This is a genomic window from Duganella sp. Dugasp56 (assembly GCF_047304105.1).
In the GTDB taxonomy this organism is placed as follows: Bacteria; Pseudomonadota; Gammaproteobacteria; order Burkholderiales; family Burkholderiaceae_D; genus Rugamonas; species Rugamonas hordei.
This window is the reverse complement of the sequence record NZ_JBGLYQ010000005.1, coordinates 155,047-171,631: the sequence shown is the minus strand read 5'-3', so window position 1 is coordinate 171,631 and position 16,585 is coordinate 155,047. Positions and strand designations below refer to the sequence as shown.

General features: G+C 62.5%; 18 protein-coding genes. 3 read left to right on the top strand and 15 right to left on the bottom strand.

Translation table 11 applies throughout. The features are described 5' to 3' along the window. Window position 1: 1 nt before the first annotated feature. Window positions 2–1,120, top strand: a complete 1,119-nt coding sequence (locus ACCD07_RS04950) for a YbdK family carboxylate-amine ligase (RefSeq protein WP_176651423.1) — start codon at window positions 2–4, stop codon at window positions 1,118–1,120. Window positions 1,121–1,284: 164 nt separating this feature from the next. On the opposite strand, the gene ACCD07_RS04945 is transcribed toward ACCD07_RS04950, so the two are convergent. From ACCD07_RS04945 to ACCD07_RS04930, 4 genes are all read right to left on the bottom strand, one after another. Next, on the bottom strand, window positions 1,285–2,277 hold the full coding sequence (locus ACCD07_RS04945; RefSeq protein WP_176651422.1) for a gamma-glutamyl-gamma-aminobutyrate hydrolase family protein: 993 nt from the start codon (window positions 2,275–2,277) through the stop codon (window positions 1,285–1,287). A gap of 114 nt (window positions 2,278–2,391) precedes the next feature. Further along, entirely contained in the window at window positions 2,392–2,583 is a 192-nt protein-coding gene (locus ACCD07_RS04940; RefSeq protein ID WP_413446685.1) for a hypothetical protein, read from the bottom strand. Window positions 2,584–2,832: 249 nt separating this feature from the next. Continuing rightward, window positions 2,833–3,210 (bottom strand): 4-fold beta flower protein, encoded by a 378-nt coding sequence (locus ACCD07_RS04935; protein WP_413446684.1) that lies wholly within the window; start codon window positions 3,208–3,210, stop codon window positions 2,833–2,835. 89 nt (window positions 3,211–3,299) lie between these two features. Next, window positions 3,300–4,211 carry a LysR family transcriptional regulator gene (locus tag ACCD07_RS04930; protein ID WP_413446683.1) on the bottom strand — a complete coding sequence of 304 codons (912 nt, stop codon included), beginning with the start codon at window positions 4,209–4,211 and terminating at the stop codon, window positions 3,300–3,302. Window positions 4,212–4,434: 223 nt separating this feature from the next. Here ACCD07_RS04930 and ACCD07_RS04925 point away from each other — a divergent pair, with 223 nt between their 5' ends. Both ACCD07_RS04925 and ACCD07_RS04920 read left to right on the top strand, forming a co-directional pair. Continuing rightward, window positions 4,435–5,427 (top strand): DUF4105 domain-containing protein, encoded by a 993-nt coding sequence (locus tag ACCD07_RS04925; RefSeq protein WP_413446682.1) that lies wholly within the window; start codon window positions 4,435–4,437, stop codon window positions 5,425–5,427. A gap of 574 nt (window positions 5,428–6,001) precedes the next feature. Further along, complete coding sequence (locus ACCD07_RS04920) at window positions 6,002–6,376, top strand: YajD family HNH nuclease (protein ID WP_176651415.1); 375 nt, start codon at window positions 6,002–6,004, stop codon at window positions 6,374–6,376. Window positions 6,377–6,661: 285 nt separating this feature from the next. On the opposite strand, the gene ACCD07_RS04915 is transcribed toward ACCD07_RS04920, so the two are convergent. From ACCD07_RS04915 to ACCD07_RS04865, 11 genes are all read right to left on the bottom strand, one after another. Then, complete coding sequence (locus tag ACCD07_RS04915; RefSeq protein WP_413446681.1) at window positions 6,662–7,444, bottom strand: SDR family oxidoreductase; 783 nt, start codon at window positions 7,442–7,444, stop codon at window positions 6,662–6,664. Then, the gene (locus tag ACCD07_RS04910) at window positions 7,441–7,767 is read right to left on the bottom strand and encodes a nuclear transport factor 2 family protein (protein ID WP_413446680.1); all 327 of its coding nucleotides are present in this window, start codon (window positions 7,765–7,767) and stop codon (window positions 7,441–7,443) included. The genes ACCD07_RS04915 and ACCD07_RS04910 overlap by 4 nt, the downstream gene beginning before the upstream one ends. Window positions 7,768–7,904: 137 nt before the next feature. Further along, window positions 7,905–8,816, bottom strand: a complete 912-nt coding sequence (locus ACCD07_RS04905; RefSeq protein WP_413446679.1) for a LysR family transcriptional regulator — start codon at window positions 8,814–8,816, stop codon at window positions 7,905–7,907. Window positions 8,817–8,976: 160 nt separating this feature from the next. Next, entirely contained in the window at window positions 8,977–9,678 is a 702-nt protein-coding gene (locus ACCD07_RS04900) for an ABC transporter ATP-binding protein (protein ID WP_413446678.1), read from the bottom strand. After that, window positions 9,671–10,384, bottom strand: coding sequence for an ABC transporter ATP-binding protein (locus ACCD07_RS04895; RefSeq protein ID WP_413446677.1), 714 nt, complete (start codon window positions 10,382–10,384; stop codon window positions 9,671–9,673). Before ACCD07_RS04895 ends, ACCD07_RS04900 begins: the two co-directional genes overlap by 8 nt. After that, entirely contained in the window at window positions 10,368–11,354 is a 987-nt protein-coding gene (locus ACCD07_RS04890; protein ID WP_413446676.1) for a branched-chain amino acid ABC transporter permease, read from the bottom strand. Before ACCD07_RS04890 ends, ACCD07_RS04895 begins: the two co-directional genes overlap by 17 nt. Next, window positions 11,351–12,223 carry a branched-chain amino acid ABC transporter permease gene (locus ACCD07_RS04885; RefSeq protein ID WP_413446675.1) on the bottom strand — a complete coding sequence of 291 codons (873 nt, stop codon included), beginning with the start codon at window positions 12,221–12,223 and terminating at the stop codon, window positions 11,351–11,353. Before ACCD07_RS04885 ends, ACCD07_RS04890 begins: the two co-directional genes overlap by 4 nt. A 6-nt stretch (window positions 12,224–12,229) precedes the next feature. Further along, on the bottom strand, window positions 12,230–13,378 hold the full coding sequence (locus tag ACCD07_RS04880; RefSeq protein ID WP_413446674.1) for an ABC transporter substrate-binding protein: 1,149 nt from the start codon (window positions 13,376–13,378) through the stop codon (window positions 12,230–12,232). Between the two features lie 19 nt (window positions 13,379–13,397). Next, entirely contained in the window at window positions 13,398–14,930 is a 1,533-nt protein-coding gene (locus ACCD07_RS04875) for a class I adenylate-forming enzyme family protein (protein ID WP_413446673.1), read from the bottom strand. Then, complete coding sequence (locus ACCD07_RS04870) at window positions 14,927–16,084, bottom strand: acyl-CoA dehydrogenase family protein (RefSeq protein ID WP_413446672.1); 1,158 nt, start codon at window positions 16,082–16,084, stop codon at window positions 14,927–14,929. Before ACCD07_RS04870 ends, ACCD07_RS04875 begins: the two co-directional genes overlap by 4 nt. 48 nt (window positions 16,085–16,132) lie before the next feature. Beyond that, window positions 16,133–16,459 (bottom strand): flagellar basal body rod C-terminal domain-containing protein, encoded by a 327-nt coding sequence (locus tag ACCD07_RS04865; protein ID WP_176651409.1) that lies wholly within the window; start codon window positions 16,457–16,459, stop codon window positions 16,133–16,135. Window positions 16,460–16,585 lie beyond the last annotated feature (126 nt).

The window sequence follows — 16,585 nt, the reverse complement described above, 5'->3', positions numbered from 1 at the left end:
CATGCCATTGGAACCATTCAAATCATCGCAGCCGCTGACCATGGGCGTCGAGCTGGAACTGCAACTGGTCAGCCTGTCGGACTTCGACCTGACCGCGTCCAGCCCGGACCTGCTGCACCTGTTGGCGCGCAAGCCATTCCCCGGCAACGTCACGCCGGAAATCACCGAAAGCATGATCGAGATTAACAGCGACGTGCACACCAACCACTCGGAACTGGTGGCGCAGCTGCAGGTGATCCGCGACACGCTGGTGCAGGCAGGCGAACAGCTCAACATCGGCATATGTGGCGGCGGCACGCATCCGTTCCAGAAATGGTCGGAGCGGCGGATTTTCTCCAAGCCGCGCTTCAAGGAAGTGTCCGAGCTGTATGGCTACCTGGCCAAGCAGTTTACGATCTTCGGCCAGCACGTGCACATCGGCTGCGCCTCTGGCGACGACGCCTTGTTCCTGCTGCATTCCCTGAGCCGCTACGTGCCGCACTTTATCGCGCTGTCGTCATCGTCGCCTTACGTGCAGGGCAACGACACGCTGTTCAATTCGGCGCGGCTGAATTCCGTGTTCGCCTTCCCGATGAGCGGCCGTGCGCCATTCATGCAGCACTGGTCCAGCTTCGAGCACGAGTACTTCGCGAAGATGGAACACACCGGCGTGATCAAGAGCATGAAGGACTTTTACTGGGACATCCGGCCGAAGCCGGAATTCGGCACCATCGAACTGCGCGTGTGCGACACGCCGCTGACGGTGGAACGGGCGGCGGCGTTGGCGGTTTATCTGCAGGCGCTGTGCCGCTACCTGCTGGAGCGCCGCGAGGAAGCGCCGGCCGAGGATGACTACCTGGTCTACAACTACAACCGCTTCCAGGCCTGCCGCTTCGGGCTCGATGGCACGCTGGTGCATCCGAAGACCTACGAGAGCCTGTCGCTGCGCGAAGACATCCTGACCACGCTGCGCAAGATGGAGCCGCACGGCGCCGCGCTGGGCGGCACGGCGGGCCTGCAGCACCTGGTGCAGGTCACGCACGAGGGCAGCGACGCGCACTACCTGCGCCAGCAGTTCGACCGCAGCGGCAGCGCCGAAGGCATGGTGGACGCGGCGATCCAGCGCTTCCGCGGGCATTGACTAGTCTAGTGGACTGTAACGCTTAAATCGGTAGCGCCTGCCGCGCAGGCAACGCGCATGGCTGCGTTGCAAATGCTCGCGATAGCTCGCTATCGCTGCGCTTTGCGCCTTGCCCTGCACGCCGCCTGCGCGTCCTCCGCTCCCAATTTAAACGTTACAGTCCACTAGAACCGCGTCTCGCGCGCGACGCGCAGGAAGTTGTCGAGGATGGCGGTGCAGTCGAGCAGTTCGACGCCGCCGGCGCGGTGGAACTCAGGATGCCATTGCAGGCCCATGACGAAGGGCGCCTTGCGGTAGCGGATCGCCTCGACCATATTGTCCGGCACCGACAGCGCCTCGACCGACATGTCGCGCCCCAGCGTCTTGACGGCCTGGTGGTGGATGGAGTTGACGGTTCCGCTGCTCTTGCCCCGGAATAGCTTGGCCAGCGAGGAGCCGGCCGGGAAGCTGATGTCGTGCCGGTTGCGGTCGTAGGCATCGTTGACGTGGGCTAGCGAATCGGGCACGTCGGAGGCGATGTCCTGGTACAGCGTGCCGCCGAAGGCGACATTGATCAGTTGGCAGCCGCGGCAGATGCCCAGCACCGGCTTGCCGGCCTCGATGAACTCATGCAGCAGTTCCAGCTCGTACATGTCGCGCGCGCGGTCGCCGCCCCATTCCGGCCGGGTCGGCGTTTCCGAATAGCTCTGTGGCGAGACGTCGGCGCCGCCCTGCAGCACCAGGCCGTCGAGGTGACGGGCGTAGTCGCGCAGGCGGATGTTGGAGGGGTGGAGAAGACCGTCGGTATTGACGGTCGGGATCATGAACACCAGCACGTCGCGCGACATCACCCACTGGGCGATGGATTCCTCGAGATACTGCAGGTTCTTGCTGCGCAAGCCGGTCGCTCCCGGCTCCGGGTGAAAGATCCGCGCCGACACGCCGATGTGCAGCGGCCTCTGGATGATGTGTCGCGTGGCCGCCGCCGCGATGCGGCGATAGCGCGCCATGATGACGCGGCCCCACAGGCTGAAGACGGTATCGCCCGGATCCAGGTAGCGCGGCGTGCCGGTGTCCTGGTAATCCTTGCGGGCTTGTTTGCGGCGATCGCCCTGGTCGCCGCTGCGTCGGTGCGGGGTATTCTGCTGCGGTTCTTGATCGTCTGGCCCTGCGCTCATGCGCACCCCTAGTGTTGATTGGTATGGCGAAGTGTGCCATAGGTGGCGTTCTGTTGTCGCCCGCTTAGCGGGCTGCGGCGCCGGCGGACCAGGCGCCGGGCGCCGCTTCCGGCCCTACCTGGCTTTCACGCCGCCGCCCTGTTTGCTGCCTGAGCTGCCGGACGAGGCCTTGCCGCCGGAGGCAGCCGACTGGCTGTTGCCTTTGGCGCCGCCGCCGCTGTTGCCGGCCGACGAAGATTTCGCGCCCTTGGCTTCCTGCACGCTGCTGTTGCCGCCGTTTTTGCCGGCCTGGGTGGGTTTGCTCATGATGTGCTCCGATGGGTAGAGGCGCTTTTAAACGATGGCAAGCGCATGGCCATGAATGAAGCATAGATGGCTTATCAAAAACCGGCTGTAGGAGGCACGCCCGCGCTCGTGTAGGTAAGGCGAACTCGGGCACCAGTACCGGCGCAAGGCCGCCGACGGCTACAAGATGTTCGATAAGAAGGATGACGCCTGCCGCAAAATCGTGCTGCGTCCGTAACGAGGAGGGTGGCGGCCCGGAGCCGCCGTTTTTTAACAGCTTGCGTGCAGCATCGAGGGGCCGGCATATGAGCGGGAGTGCGGCTTAGAGGCGGGCTGCACGGTACCCGGCGGGCGGCTATGCCGTACCTTGAGCCGCGGCACGTGAGGGCGGCGCGAAAATTCCGGCATCGGCGGCGGCAACCGGTCCGCAGGCAGCGGCGCGCAGGTGTGCTGCAGCATGCCGACAATGCGGTTATGGACATCGTACAAGGTGCTGATCTCGAACCAGCCGATATGATCGCCGTTGACGGCATACACCCCATTGCCGAACAACCAGGACACGACTTCCCCGCGCGGGCTGCGGAAACAGTGCTCGTCCTGTATCAGTACAGGCGCACCGCTGCGATCGATAATCCACTCTGCCATCATATGCTCCTCGGTTTGTTGCCTCCAGAATAGGCTGGAAGTACCCAGGGGATTTGTGCGCTAGCGAACTTATCTGTACGAATCGCGGCTTTTTATGATGGTTTGTCGGAAATCTGCACAAGCTTCCGTACCAGCGCGTCGGCGAAGGCGGCCACCAGTGGATCGGCCTCTCGCCGGCAGGCCAGGCCGACGGTGGTGTGCAGCTGGCCATGGTCGAGCGGGATGAAGCGCACGCCGGCCGGCGCCGTCAACCGCATGCATTCGGGGACGATGGCGATGCCGAGATTGGCTTCGATCAGGTTCAGCTGCGAAGACTTGCGCGACAGCGCGCGCGCCGGCTTGGGAAAGAAACCCTGTTCCAGGCACAGGTCGGCCACCAGATAGCTCAGGCCGCCCCGGTCCTTGTGCGGGATCGAGATGAAGGCCTCGTTGCTCAGGCTGGCCAGGTCGACGTTGTCGAGCGCCGCCAGCGGCGAGTGCTGCGACACCGCCACCATCAGCCGCTCGGTGGAAATTTCGCGGACGTGGATGTGCGGATGGCGGCGCAAGGTGGGCAGGCGCAACAGGCCGATATCGGCGCGGCCTTCCTCGATTTCCAGCGTCTGGTTTTCCGATGGCAGCATCGAGACGTCCAGCGTCACGCCGGTAAATTCGTCGAGCAGCTGACTCAGCGCGCCGGTGAACTGCGGCGTCAGGATCACCGAGCTGGAATGCTGCAGGCGGATCACGCCCTGCACGCCCTGGCCGACATGGCGGGTCTGTATCACCGTGGCTTCGATGTCGTCCAGGATGCGCTTGGCTCGATCGAAGAATACCTGGCCGGCGGAGGTCAGCTCGAACTGGCGCGAGTCGCGGGTCAGCAGCTGCGTTTGCAGTTCATCTTCCAGCTCCTTGATCTGCCGGCTCAATGCGGACTGCGCTATGTACAGTTTTTCCGCCGCGCGGGAATAGCTGCCGGCCTCGACGATCTCTACAAAATATTTAAACTGCTTAAGTGAAATCACCGTTATGCCGTTTCGAGATGGTTGAGTGCCGTATTTGATATTGGATCGTATCCGGCGACAAGGATAAAGTGAAGCGTCCCCTCTTCATTCACGGAGCCAGCCATGTTGGAATTGATCGGCGTCATCGGCGTCGTGCTGAGTATTGCAGTAAAACTGATATGCGTCCAGATCGGCTGTGCAAGCGGAGTCGACGACAAAGAGGATTAAGCCCCATAATCGGGGCATGAAAAATCGCTACCTGATCCTGGCCGGCATGATCTCCGGTTCGTTGCTGTTTGTGTTGCTGGCGGTCTGGGGCGGCTTCGCGCTGTGGTTCCAGGTGCCGGGCGGGCCGTTGGTGCGGAAGGCCATGCCGGCGCTGTGGGCGGCGTTCAGCCTCATCACGCTGGTGCGCTGGTGGATGACGCGGCGTGCCAAGCCGCTGCTGCCATGGCTGGTAGCGATCTGCGCGCTGATGGCGTGGTGGAGCACGATCAAGCCGTCGCATGAGCGCATTTGGGCCGACGACGTGTCGCGCATGGTGACCGGCAAGGTGGATGGCAGCATCGTCACGCTGGACCAGGTGCGCAACTTCGACTGGCGCAGTGATACCGACTACACGCAGCACTGGGAAGCGCGCAGCTACGATCTGGACAAGCTGCTCTCGGTGGACCTGGCGATGTCGTACTGGATGGGCCCGGTCATCGCGCACACGCTGGTGTCGTTCGGCTTTGCGGACGGGCGCTACCTGACGTTTTCGATTGAGATTCGCAAGGAGCGCGGCGAGAGTTTCGACGGCCTGGCGGGCTTTTTCAAGAAATACGAGACCGTGCTGATCGCCGCCGACGAGCGCGACATCCTGCGCGTGCGCACCAACGTGCGCGGCGAGGACATGTGGTTGTACCGGCTGAGGATGCCGCCGGAGCTGATGCGTTCGCTGTTTATGGCGTATCTCGACGAAGGCGCGCAACTCAAGCGCACGCCGCGCTTCTACAACACCCTGACCGCCAACTGCACCACCATCGTCTTCGAGATGGCGCGGCGCATCGATCCAGGGTTGCCGATGGATTGGCGGTTGCTGGCTTCAGGTTACCTGGACCGCTATTTGTACGATATCGGCGCGCTGGCCGGGCAGGGCGATTTTGAATCGTTGCGGCAGAAAGCGCACATCACCATAAAAGCTCGCGCGGCAGACAAGAGCGAAGAGTTCTCCGGACGGATACGGTTGATTGACTAAAATTTACTAGCTCAGACTTTACCCGACACGAATTGTCAGATAAGTTAGAGTTCTGAAGCGTCGCTACCGGCCATTTCCGGACGTCGACCAGCTCCTCAAAGCACTTTTTTGCACTGTCCGATCATGAACACATTGCATAAAGCAATTATCCTGGCAGTCTTTTTTGCGGTGATAAGCGCTGTCGCAGCGCTATCATATGCAGCACCATGGACGGACGTAACGTGGCGACGCACGTTACTTGGGGCAGGTTCCTTCGGCTGTTTCGGATTCTTACTCGGGGGGATATACGCTTTCGATCCGGAATCCGACTTGAAGATCAAGTCCAGTGCAATCGGTCGGATGTCATTCGGAGTCATAGCCTCGTTAATATTGTCCGCTTTGTGGCGCTGGCCGCTTGAAGGCATTGCGCTCGCAAGCCTTATTGGTGCTGTGCTTGGGTATTTCGGCATGATTTGGGCAAGATTTGCCAACTTTTGACTGTAGGGCTCACTTTCCGCAACGGGGCGCCAGCGGCCGAGCCGGCCGATGGTAGGCGCTGCCGGCCAATATGTACCAGCAAGGGAGGGAAATAAGCATGACCGTTGGAAAAAAACCGGACGCCGCGCGGCTGGACAAAATTGTGGCCGACGCACGGCGCGCGGCCGACCAGCGCGAGTTGGGCTATCGCGAGCGCTCGCTGAAAATGTATCCGTGGGTGTGTGGGCGCTGCATGCGCGAATTCACGCATACCAATGTGTCGCAACTTACAGTGCATCATCGTGACCACAATCACGACAACAATCCGCCTGATGGCAGCAATTGGGAATTGCTGTGCCTTTACTGCCACGATAACGAACACTCGCGTTATCTTGAGGCCGACCGGGGACTTGGTCTGAAATCGGCCGAGGTCGCGCCGGCAACGCATAATCCGTTCGCCTCATTGGCCGGTCTGATGAAAAAGAAAGAATAACGGTAGGGTGGTGCAGACGGCGTGAATAGGTACAATCGGCCAGAAGCCGACGTTCCCGGCGTAGTACAGGAAAGGTACCCAACGTACTGCCTGTGCTGCTCTTCAGGAAACACTGATGGACTGGATGAGGGCATGGCATTCTTCAGATTTCGCGAGAATGATTACCGCTCGTGCAATGGCAACTTGCGCCTGATCAGGCGCAAGTTAAGTGAGTGTGTCGCAGGACATTTGCGCACGGCCTTGTGACACGTCGTACAAGGCATCACGCTACTGCAAAGTTGATGACTATACGGTCGGGACCGTTCCGCCATCGATCACATGTTCCGAGCCTGCTATCGACGCGGCGCGTGGCGACACGAGGAAGGTAATGAAATCCGCCACCTCCTGCGGCTTGGCTGGGCGGCCGATGGCAATTCCGCCGAGCCAGTCCATGATTAGTTTCTTGCCACCCTCGTAGTCCGTGTCGTGTTCGCGCGCCATGCGCTCGGCGAACTCAACCGACGCCTCGGTCTCGATCCAGCCCGGCGAGACGCTCAAGACGCGCACACCCTTCGGCGTCACTTCCTTCGACAGGGCTTTGCTGTAGGTCGAGAGGGCACCCTTGGCCGCAGCGTAAGCGGTCGTCGATGTCCACAGCGGAAGGATGTGCTGGATCGAGATCACGTGCAGTACGACGCCTGCGCCCTTTGCCAGCATGCGCGGCACCAGTGCACGATCCAGGCGCACCGCAGACATGAAGTTGAGGTTCAGTTCATCGAACCAGACGCCATCGTCGAGGACCGCGAAACCACCAACCGGAGCGGTCGAACCTCCGAGGCTGTTGATCAGGATGTCGACGCTGCCCCAGCGCTCCTCGACCGCACGGACCAGCTTGGCCACGCCTTCAGCAGTCGACAAGTCGGTCGTTATGTAGGTCACACCCTGCACCGGCTTTTCCGGGGCGGAGCGTGCCGACGTCATCACCTCCACTCCGGCATCCTGCAAGCTCTTGACGAGGGCGGCGCCCAGACCCTTGGTGCCGCCAGTGACCAGGGCGCGCTTGCCTTTCAATTCGAGGTCGAAGCTCATACGTTGATCTCCAGCGAGTCGATCAGGCCACGATCGAGGCCGAAGCGGTAGGACAGGTTGGCCGGGCTGCCGGGGAAGTTGCCGGTGACCTTGGCGAGCACGACGTGGAAGCCGTCGTCGTCTTTCATGTCGAACGGCACGGTCGTCGCGTTGTACTTGACCGATGCCGCAGCCAGGAAGGCCGTGATGGTCTCGACACCTTCGTAGCTGTGGCCGTCGTCCTTCAGGATGGCATCCGCCTTGAAGCACTGTGCCAACGCTTCAGGGTTGTGTTCGGACGCGAAGTATTTTGCAATGGGTTCGGGAAGCGTCATGGTATGCATGTTGTTGGCTCCAAGTGGTGACTGAAGCTCTATGATGCACGCTGCTGTTTGATTAGAGAATATTCTAGAATTTGTATGGGTTATGTAGAGGTGAATGCATAATACAGCGACCGGCCCGCCGTCGGCGAAGCACTTGGTCAGGGTTGGTCGAAGGGGCTTCGATCCAGCAGGCAGTCGATGAAGGCACTGAGGAGGGCGGGTCGATGCCGCCTGTTCGGGTAATACAGGAAAAGCCCGGGCCGCGTGATCGACCAGTCGGCAAGTACTTGGGCCAGCCGCCCCTGCGCCAGTAGCTCGCCCACGCCATCCTGCTCGAAGTGATAGGCAATCCCAAGTCCATTCAACGCGGCGGCAATGCCGATGTCGGCGTGATTGGTGACGACCGGCCCATCGACCGCGACTTCGATGCTCTGCTCACGCTTCTTGAACTCCCATCGATAATGTCTGCCTTCCATCTGCAGCCGCCAATTGATACAGGCATGCTGGTGCAGATCGGCGGGTGACTTGGGCGTGCCGTGACGCGCGAGGTAATCCGGGGACGCCACCGCGACCATGTTCATGTCCGGCGTCAGGCGGATAGCGACCATGTCCTTCTCGAGCTGCCCACCCACGCGGATGCCTGCATCGAAGCGGCCGGTGACGATATCGGCCAGCGCATCGTCAACCACGATATCGAGCACGACATCAGGGTGGGCTTGATGGAAGCGTGCGAGGCGCGGCGCAATGATCGTCCGGGCGCCGATCCCAAGCGTGTTGATGCGCAGCGTACCACTCATCTGCCCCGCGGCCTCGCTGGCTTCGGCAACTGCCACGTCCATTTCCCGGAACAAAGGGGCCAAACGGTGATACAGCTGCTCGCCGCTTGCCGACGGCGCGACGCTGCGAGTGGTGCGATTGAGAAGGCGGCTGCCAATGCGGCTTTCCAGCTGGCGAATGGTCTGGCTGAGCGCTGAAGGCGACATGCCAAGGTGTTCTGCTGCTCGTGCGAAACTCTGGCGCTCGACGACCGCGACAAATGCTTTTAGTTCGGCAAATTCAGATCCACGCATTCTGTGCTGATTTCTACATGATAAATTCTCATTATAGAGTAGTCCTTAAATCAATGACATTGCACATACGCTCACGCAGTTGCAACGACCGGTTGAATCCGCAGGCGGAAGCTGCCGCCCAACCGGCGCCCTTAGCTAGTACAACTAAAAAAACGAAATTTCAGCGACCAAAATAGAGCGCATGCAGTTCCTCCAGATCGATCTTGGCGGCGGCTTGGGTAAGTGCTACCTTCCCGCTTTGCACGAGATTGACCTGATCCGCGACGCCAATAGCTCGTGCCGTATTTTGTTCAACAAGAACGATAGTGCGGCCGGTACCTTTCAAGCGGACCAGTATTTCGAATAGTTCGTTGACCACCAGCGGGGCCAAACCGAGCGACGGTTCGTCGATAATCAGAAGCCTTGGATTGGACATCAATCCCCGCGCCATCGCCAGCATTTGCGCTTCTCCGCCGGACAGCGATCCAGCCAGTTGCGCACGGCGTTCGCGCAGGCGGGGGAACATCTCATAGGCTTCTTCCAGCCGCCGCTTCACATGCGGGCGGTGCGATTTGTGGAAGGCGCCCATGATCAGGTTTTCTTCCACGCTCATGTCGCGGAAGACCAAGCGGCCTTCGGGGATCATGGCGATGCCGTGGTTCGCCATCTCCCATGTCGGCGTACCGTTCAGGCGTTGGCCGTTCAGGCGGATCTCGCCGGCGGTTACCGGCACCAATCCCATGATCGCGCGCAGCAGTGTGGTCTTGCCGGCGCCGTTTGGCCCGATGATGGTCGTGAGCTTGCCCGCTTCCGCCTTCAGCGACACGTCCCACAGCACGTTGATGGCGCCGTAGCCTGCGCGTACCTGGTCCACTTCAAGCATGCCCCGCTCCCGTGTAGCTGCGGATGACTTCCGGATCGTTGAACACCGCTTCCGGGGTGCCGTCCGCGATCAGTTGGCCGAAGTTGAGCACCACCACGCGCTGGCACAGCGTGTTGATGGTCTCGATGTCGTGCTCGATGATGACGATGCCGACGCCGAAACGCTCATGCATCTCCTTCAGCATGCCCATGAAGCGCCGTTTGCCGTTGGTCTCCAGGCCGGCCAGCACTTCGTCCAGCAACAGCAGCTTGGGCGTGGTGGCCAACGCCTTGGCTACTTCCAGCGCCTTCAGCTCGGTCAGCGCCAGTTCGGTGGCGGCATCGCGATGGGCCTTGTCGGTGAGACTGGTGAATTCCAGGATCTCGGCGATCTTGTCGTCGTCGACCTTGCCGGTGCCGAAGCGCTGCGCGACCACCAGGTTTTCGCGCACCGTCAGTTCGTGCATCGGCTGTGGAATCTGGAAGGTGCGGCCGATGCCGAGCCGCGCGCGGCGGTACATGGGCGTGCGCATGACGTCGCGGCGGTCGAAGTGGATGCTTCCGCCGGTCGGCCGCACCAGGCCGGAGATGGCGTTGAACAGCGTGGTCTTGCCGGCGCCGTTGGGACCGACCAGGCCGACCACGTCGTGCGTGCCGATGGCCAGCGTGACGGCGTTGACCGCCGTCAGCCCGCCGAAGCGGACCGAGAGGTTATTCAACTCCAGCATGATCTTTCCTTCGCAGTAGGGAGAGCAGTCCGCTGGGGCTGAAAACGATCATCGCCACCAGCAGGCCGCCCAGTACCAGTTGATGCCCGGTCGGGATCAGCGATTTGAATACCAGTTGATCGAGCAGGTACACCACCAGCGCGCCGATCACCGGCCCGGTAATGGTGCGGTAGCCGCCGAAGATGGCGGCGACGATGGGAATGGTTACCCACGAGCCGCTGAAGGCGTAGTCCGGTTCGAGGAAGTTGATGTAGTGGGCGTTGAAGGCGCCCGCCACTCCAGCCATGAAGGCGGAGACCAGCAGCATCAGGCCTTTCAGCAGCGTGCTGTTGACGCCGACCACGCGGGTGGCGTCTTCGCTGTCGTGCATGGCGCGCAGGGCCAGGCCGTAGTGGCTGGCGCGGATGGCGCGATAGACGGCGGCGAATATCAGCACGATCAACAGGATCACGGCGTAGGCGCCGGCTTTGCTGCTAAGGTCATAGCCGAGGAGCGTCTGCAGCACGGGGATGTTGGCGATGCCGCCCGAGCCGCCGGTGAGTGTAGTCCATTCGGTGGCGAGGATGCGGAAGATGTGGGCGTAGGCGAGGATGGCCAGTGCGAAGTAGGGGCCGCGCAGGCGGAGCACCGGCAGCATGACGATGGCGGCCAGCAGCGCTCCGAGGCCGCCGAGTGCCATGCCTGCCAATACAGGCACGCCCAGCTTGATGGTGAGAATGGCCGAGGTGTAGGCGCCTATGCCGAAGAAGGCGCTGTGACCGAAACTGACCATGCCGCCCAAGTTGCCCAGCAAGGCCCAGGACATGGCGACGCAGCCGATCACCAGCGCGGCGACGATGAGGCTCATGACGTAGTTGTCGGTGCCGAACAGCAGGGGGATGGCTATGCAGGTCAGGGCGATTGCCAGTGGGGCCAGCCAGCGTTCTATGGGTCCCCGCTTGCGCGAGGACGACGGGGTGGTCGGGTTCATCCGCGCCTCCGGGTTGCGCCCATCAGGCCGTTCGGCATGACGAATAGGACCAGCAGGAACAGCGTCATGCCGGCCAGTTCCTGCAGTGCCGAACTGGCCAGCGTGACGGTCAGCGCTTCGGCCACGCCCAGCAGCACGGCGCCCAGCAGCACGCCCGGTATCGAGCCGACGCCGGCAAGCACCGTGATGATGAAGGCCTTGACCGTCAAGGCGCCGCCGTAGGCCGGCTGGATCACGCCATAACTGTACAGCGCCACGCCGGCGAATCCGGCCAGCATGCCGGCGACAATGAACGACACCAGTTCTGTGCGTCCAGGTGCGATGCCCATCAATTTGGCGGCGTCGCGGTTGCTGGAGACGGCACGCAGCGCCCGCCCGTACCAACTGCGCGACAGCCACCACCACAAGCCGCCCATCAGCAGCAGGCTGACGACGAAGAAAATCAGCTCGCTGCGCATGCTGTACAGCGGCCCGACCACGAAGGCTTCCTGCAGCCAGCTGGAACTGGTCGAACGCACGTCGGCCTTCCAGATCAGCAGGATCAGATTGGTCAGGATGACGCCGATGCCGAAAGTGAGTATCAGCGAATTGATCTCGCGGTCCTTCTTGATCCGGCTGACGATGCCGTACACGCCGGCCGACGTCGCGCTGACCACGACCAGCGCGACCGGTATCGCCCATGCGGGATTCAACCCCAGCTTGGACTCCACCGTGTAGGCGATGTACGCGGCCAGCAGCACCAGCTCGCCGTGCGCGAGGTTGATGACCCGCATGGTGCCGAACACCAGCGCCAGGCCCAGCGCGATCAGCGCGTAGGAACCGCCTTGCAGCAGGCCGGAATACAGCGCCTGCAGTATCAGTTCAGTCATATGCGCCTACCAGGGCAGGCCGGGATACACCATCTTGGCGGTCGCCGATTCCTTGGGCCAGACGATGGCGATGTTCTTGCCCTGGTGCTGGCCCATGCGGTGCACGAAGTTGAGATTGTCGCCGTTGACGGCAAACTGCACGCGGCCGATGAGCGTGTCGCGGTCGGTCTTGCGCAGCTCTTCGGCCACGCCGCCTTTCTTCACCGTGCCCTTGTCGGCCGCGCGGGCGATGGCTTCGAACAGCAGCATCGACTGCACGTAGCCGAACTGGCCCAGGTAGTCGGGCTCTTTCTTGTACAGGGTCTTGTAGGCGTCGGCGAAGGTCTTGCCGTCGGCCGTTTCGAAGGTGGCGGGGAAGGGCAGCAGCGCGGTGCCGTACACGTTCGGCATCAGGTCGGGAAATTCGGTTGCCATCTTCGGCGTCGCCAGCGACCACACGCCGATCATCGCCTTGACCGGCGGCTTCAGCACCCGCGCCGCGCGCAGGATGCCTACGTAGTCGTTCTCGTAGCCGACCATCAGTATCACTTCCGATTTGTCCTGCAGCTTGATCTTGTTGATGATCGGCTTGAAGTCGGTGATGGCGGGGTCGAAGGAATGCGTGGTGGCCTTGACGCCCTTGGACGTCAGCACCTTCTGCACCGAGTTGGCGAGGTCGGACGTGGCTTCCTTGGTGGAGAAGATAATCGACACCGATTTGGCGCCCATGTCCGCCAGCAGCCCTTGTACGGCGCGCTCGTAGCCTGCGGTGTTATTGATGCGGAAGAAGTTCTTGCGGCCGCTGTTGACCAGGCTGTCGTCGACGCCGCCGGAAGTCATGTAGACCAGACCCAGCTTGTTGGCGGCGTCGGAGGCCGGGGAGATATTGTTGGAGCCGTAGCCGCCGGTGATCGCCACCGCGCCCTGGCTGGCCAGTTTTTCCACCGCCGCCACGGCCTTGGCCGGTGCCGATTCGTCATCGACGGTGATGATCCTGATCTTATGCTTATTTGTCTTGTTGAATACCTCGGCGGCGACCATCACGCCTTCCTGCATGCCCGCGCCGACGCGGGCCAGTGTGCCGGTCAGCGGCAGTTCTGCGCCGACCACGAATTCCTCTGCATGCAAATTTGCCAGTGCCACGGCCATCAGTGCGGCCGTCATTATTTTTTTCATGCTTGTCTCCCTTTGGTGGTTATTTTTGTGCCAGTTGCCGCAACTGTCCTTTCAATATTTTTCCGGTTGCCGCTGCGGGCAGGGTTTGCATTTCGATGATCTCGGTCGGACATTTATATGGCGACAGCTGCGTCGCCAGGTACTGTTGCAATTCTTCGGAGGTGACGCGGTGGCGCGGATCGATTTCGACGAAGGCCACCACTTCCTCGTTGCCGTCGGCGGCGTTGCGGCCAACCACCGCCGATTGCGTTACCGCCGGATGGGCGTTCAGCACCGTCTCCACCTCCAGCGGATAGACGTTGAAGCCCGAACGGATAATCAGCTCCTTGGTGCGGCCGACGATGAACAACGCGCCATCGGCGTCCTGGCGGGCGACGTCGCCGGTGTTGAGCCAGCCGCCGGGCCGCATCGCCGCCGCCGTCAGTTCCGGTTCGCGGTAGTAGCCCAGCATGATGTTGGGGCCGCGCACCCACAGTTCTCCGTCCGCGCCGGGCGGCGCGTCGCCACCGCCGGCATCGACCAGGCGCACTTCGACGCCGGGTATCGCCTGGCCCACCGACGTGTCGCTGCGCGGCTGGTCGAGGCGGGTCTGGCTGATCGTGGGCGAGGTTTCGGTCATGCCGTAGCCGTTGTGCAGCGGTAGTCCGAACAGCTGCTCGACCTGTTCCTTCAGCGTCGGCGACAGCGGCGAGCCGCCCGCATATATAAACCGCAGTTGCGACGCCAGGCGCTGCCCGGAGCCGCCCAGCGTTTCCAGCAGGCGCGCGTACATGGCGGGCACGCCTTGCAGGATGGTCAGGCGGTCGTCGCGGATCGCCTTCAATACGGCGTCCGGCGTGAAGCGCGGGCACAGGTACAGGCAGGCGCCCGCGTACAAGGTGCCCAGCATGACCGAGGCCAAGCCGTAGACGTGGCTGATGGGCAGCACGCCATAGGCGCGGTCCGATGGCGTCAGGCCGCGCAACGTGCTGGAGACGGCGGCGATGAACAGCAGGTTGCGGTGCGTGAGCATCACCCCCTTGGGCTGGCCGGTGGTGCCGGTGGTGTAGATCAGCGCCGCGACCTGTTCCGCCGACGCCTCGTGCACGGGCTCCGCGGCGCAGTCCATGTTCAGCCGGCCGACCATCCATTCGCCATATGGCGAGTCGGCGGCCGAGGCACCGTGGCGCACGCCATGTGCGGCCGCCTCGGGGGAAACGGACGAGGTGTAGATCACGCGCCGCGCGCCGCAGTGCTGCATGACCGCGTCGACTTCGCGCGCCGACAGGCGGCCGTTGACGTGGACGATCCACGCATCGAGCGCCGCGGCGGCCAGCGTGAGCACCACTTGCGCGACGCAGTTCTCGCCGACCACCATCAGGCGGTCGCCGGGCCGCAGCTTCAGCGCGCGCAGCAGCACGGCGGTCTCGTCGACCGCGGCCGCCAGCTCCGCATAGGTCCAGTGGCGGCGGCCGTCGTGCAGCGCGTTGGTGTGCGGCGCGCGCTCGGCCCAGCGGCGCGGTATGGCGCTGATGCGTGCCGGCAGCGCCGCCAGTAGCTGGTCGGTGTTCATCGGCTTTCCGCCGCCTTGATCATGTGGCGGGCGATGACCAGCTGCTGGATCTGCGACGTGCCTTCGTAGATGCGGAACAGCCGCACGTCGCGGTAGAAGCGCTCGGCCGCGTAGTCGGACACGTAGCCGGCGCCGCCATGGATCTGCACCGAGCGGTCGGCCACGCGGCCGCACATTTCGGAGGCGAACAGCTTGCAGCAGGAGGCCTCGGTGGTGATGTCCTCGTTGTTGTCGCGGCGGCGGGCGGCGTCCAGCACCATGCTGCGGGCGGCGTAGATTTCGGTCTTGCTGTCGGCCAGCATGGCCTGCACCAGCTGGAACTCGGCGATCGGCTGACCGAACTGCTGGCGCTCCATCGCGTAGCGCAGCGCGTCCTCCAGCATGCGCTCGGCCACGCCGATGCAGACCGCCGAGATATGCAGGCGGCCCTTGTCGAGCACTTTCATCGCGGTCTTGAAACCCATGCCCGGCGTGCCGCCGATGATGCTGCTGGCCGGCACGCGGCAGTTTTCAAAGATCACGTCGCTGGTGTGGGCGCCGCGCTGGCCCATTTTCTTGTCGGTCTTGCCGAGCGAGAGGCCGGGCGTGTCGCGTTCGACGATGAAGGCGGATACGCCGCTGGCGCCTTTGCGGTCGGCCTCGGTGCGCGCCATCACGGTGAACACGCCGGCCTCCGGCGCGTTGGTGATATAGCGCTTGGTGCCGTTGATGATGTAGTGGTCGCCGTCGCGCACGGCGGAGGTGGTCAGCGAGCCGGCGTCGGAGCCGTAGCCCGGTTCGGTCAGCGCGAACGAGCCGATGATTTCGCCCGACGCCATGCGCGGCAGCCAGGCGTTCTTCTGCGCTTCGGTGCCGTCGATCAGGATGCCTTGCGAGCCGATGCCGTTGTTGGTGCCGAACAGCGAGCGGAAGGCGGGCGAGGTGCGGGCGATCTCGAACGCCGCCAGCACTTCTTCTTCCATGGTCAGCCCAAGGCCGCCATATTCTTCGGGGATGGAGAGGCCAAACAGGCCCAGTTCACGCATCTGCGCCACCAGCGCGGGAGGGATTTCATCGGTGTCGGCGACGTGCTGCTCGTGCGGCACCAGTTGTTCGCGCACGAAGCGGCGGATGCTGTCCAGCAGGATGTTCAGCGTTTCCTGGTCTCTTATCATGGTCTCCCTCTCCGGAAGACTTCAATGTGCCGATTCGATCACACCCTGTCAAGCTTTGGTATCGATCAGGGTGCCCAGATTCTGGTCGGCGGCCTGGATTACCTTGGCCGACAGGTCGAATTGGGCCTTGTAGATCAGCGAATTGGTGGTTTCGGTGGCGAGGTTGGTGGCGCTGGGGGCGTCGACTGAAAGCAGTTGCTGCGCCTGGAACGAGATCGACACGCCGGTGCCGGCCGGCGCGTTTTCCTGGAAATTGGCCCGCGAGGGCTGAAAACCCTGGGTGCCGATGTTGGCGATCGCGTGCGCGCTGTTGCCCAATGCGCGCTCGGCGGCATTGAGACCGGTAACTCCTGAACTTAGTGCGGCGATGGCCATGTTATTTCCCTTCGGCAATTAATCGAAGTGTACACCGATGCGCTGCCGAATGCACGTATTTGCTTAAAAATTTAGCACGCTTGACGGCGCGCCCGGCTTGGGTGAGTATTGTTAAAGATAGTATCA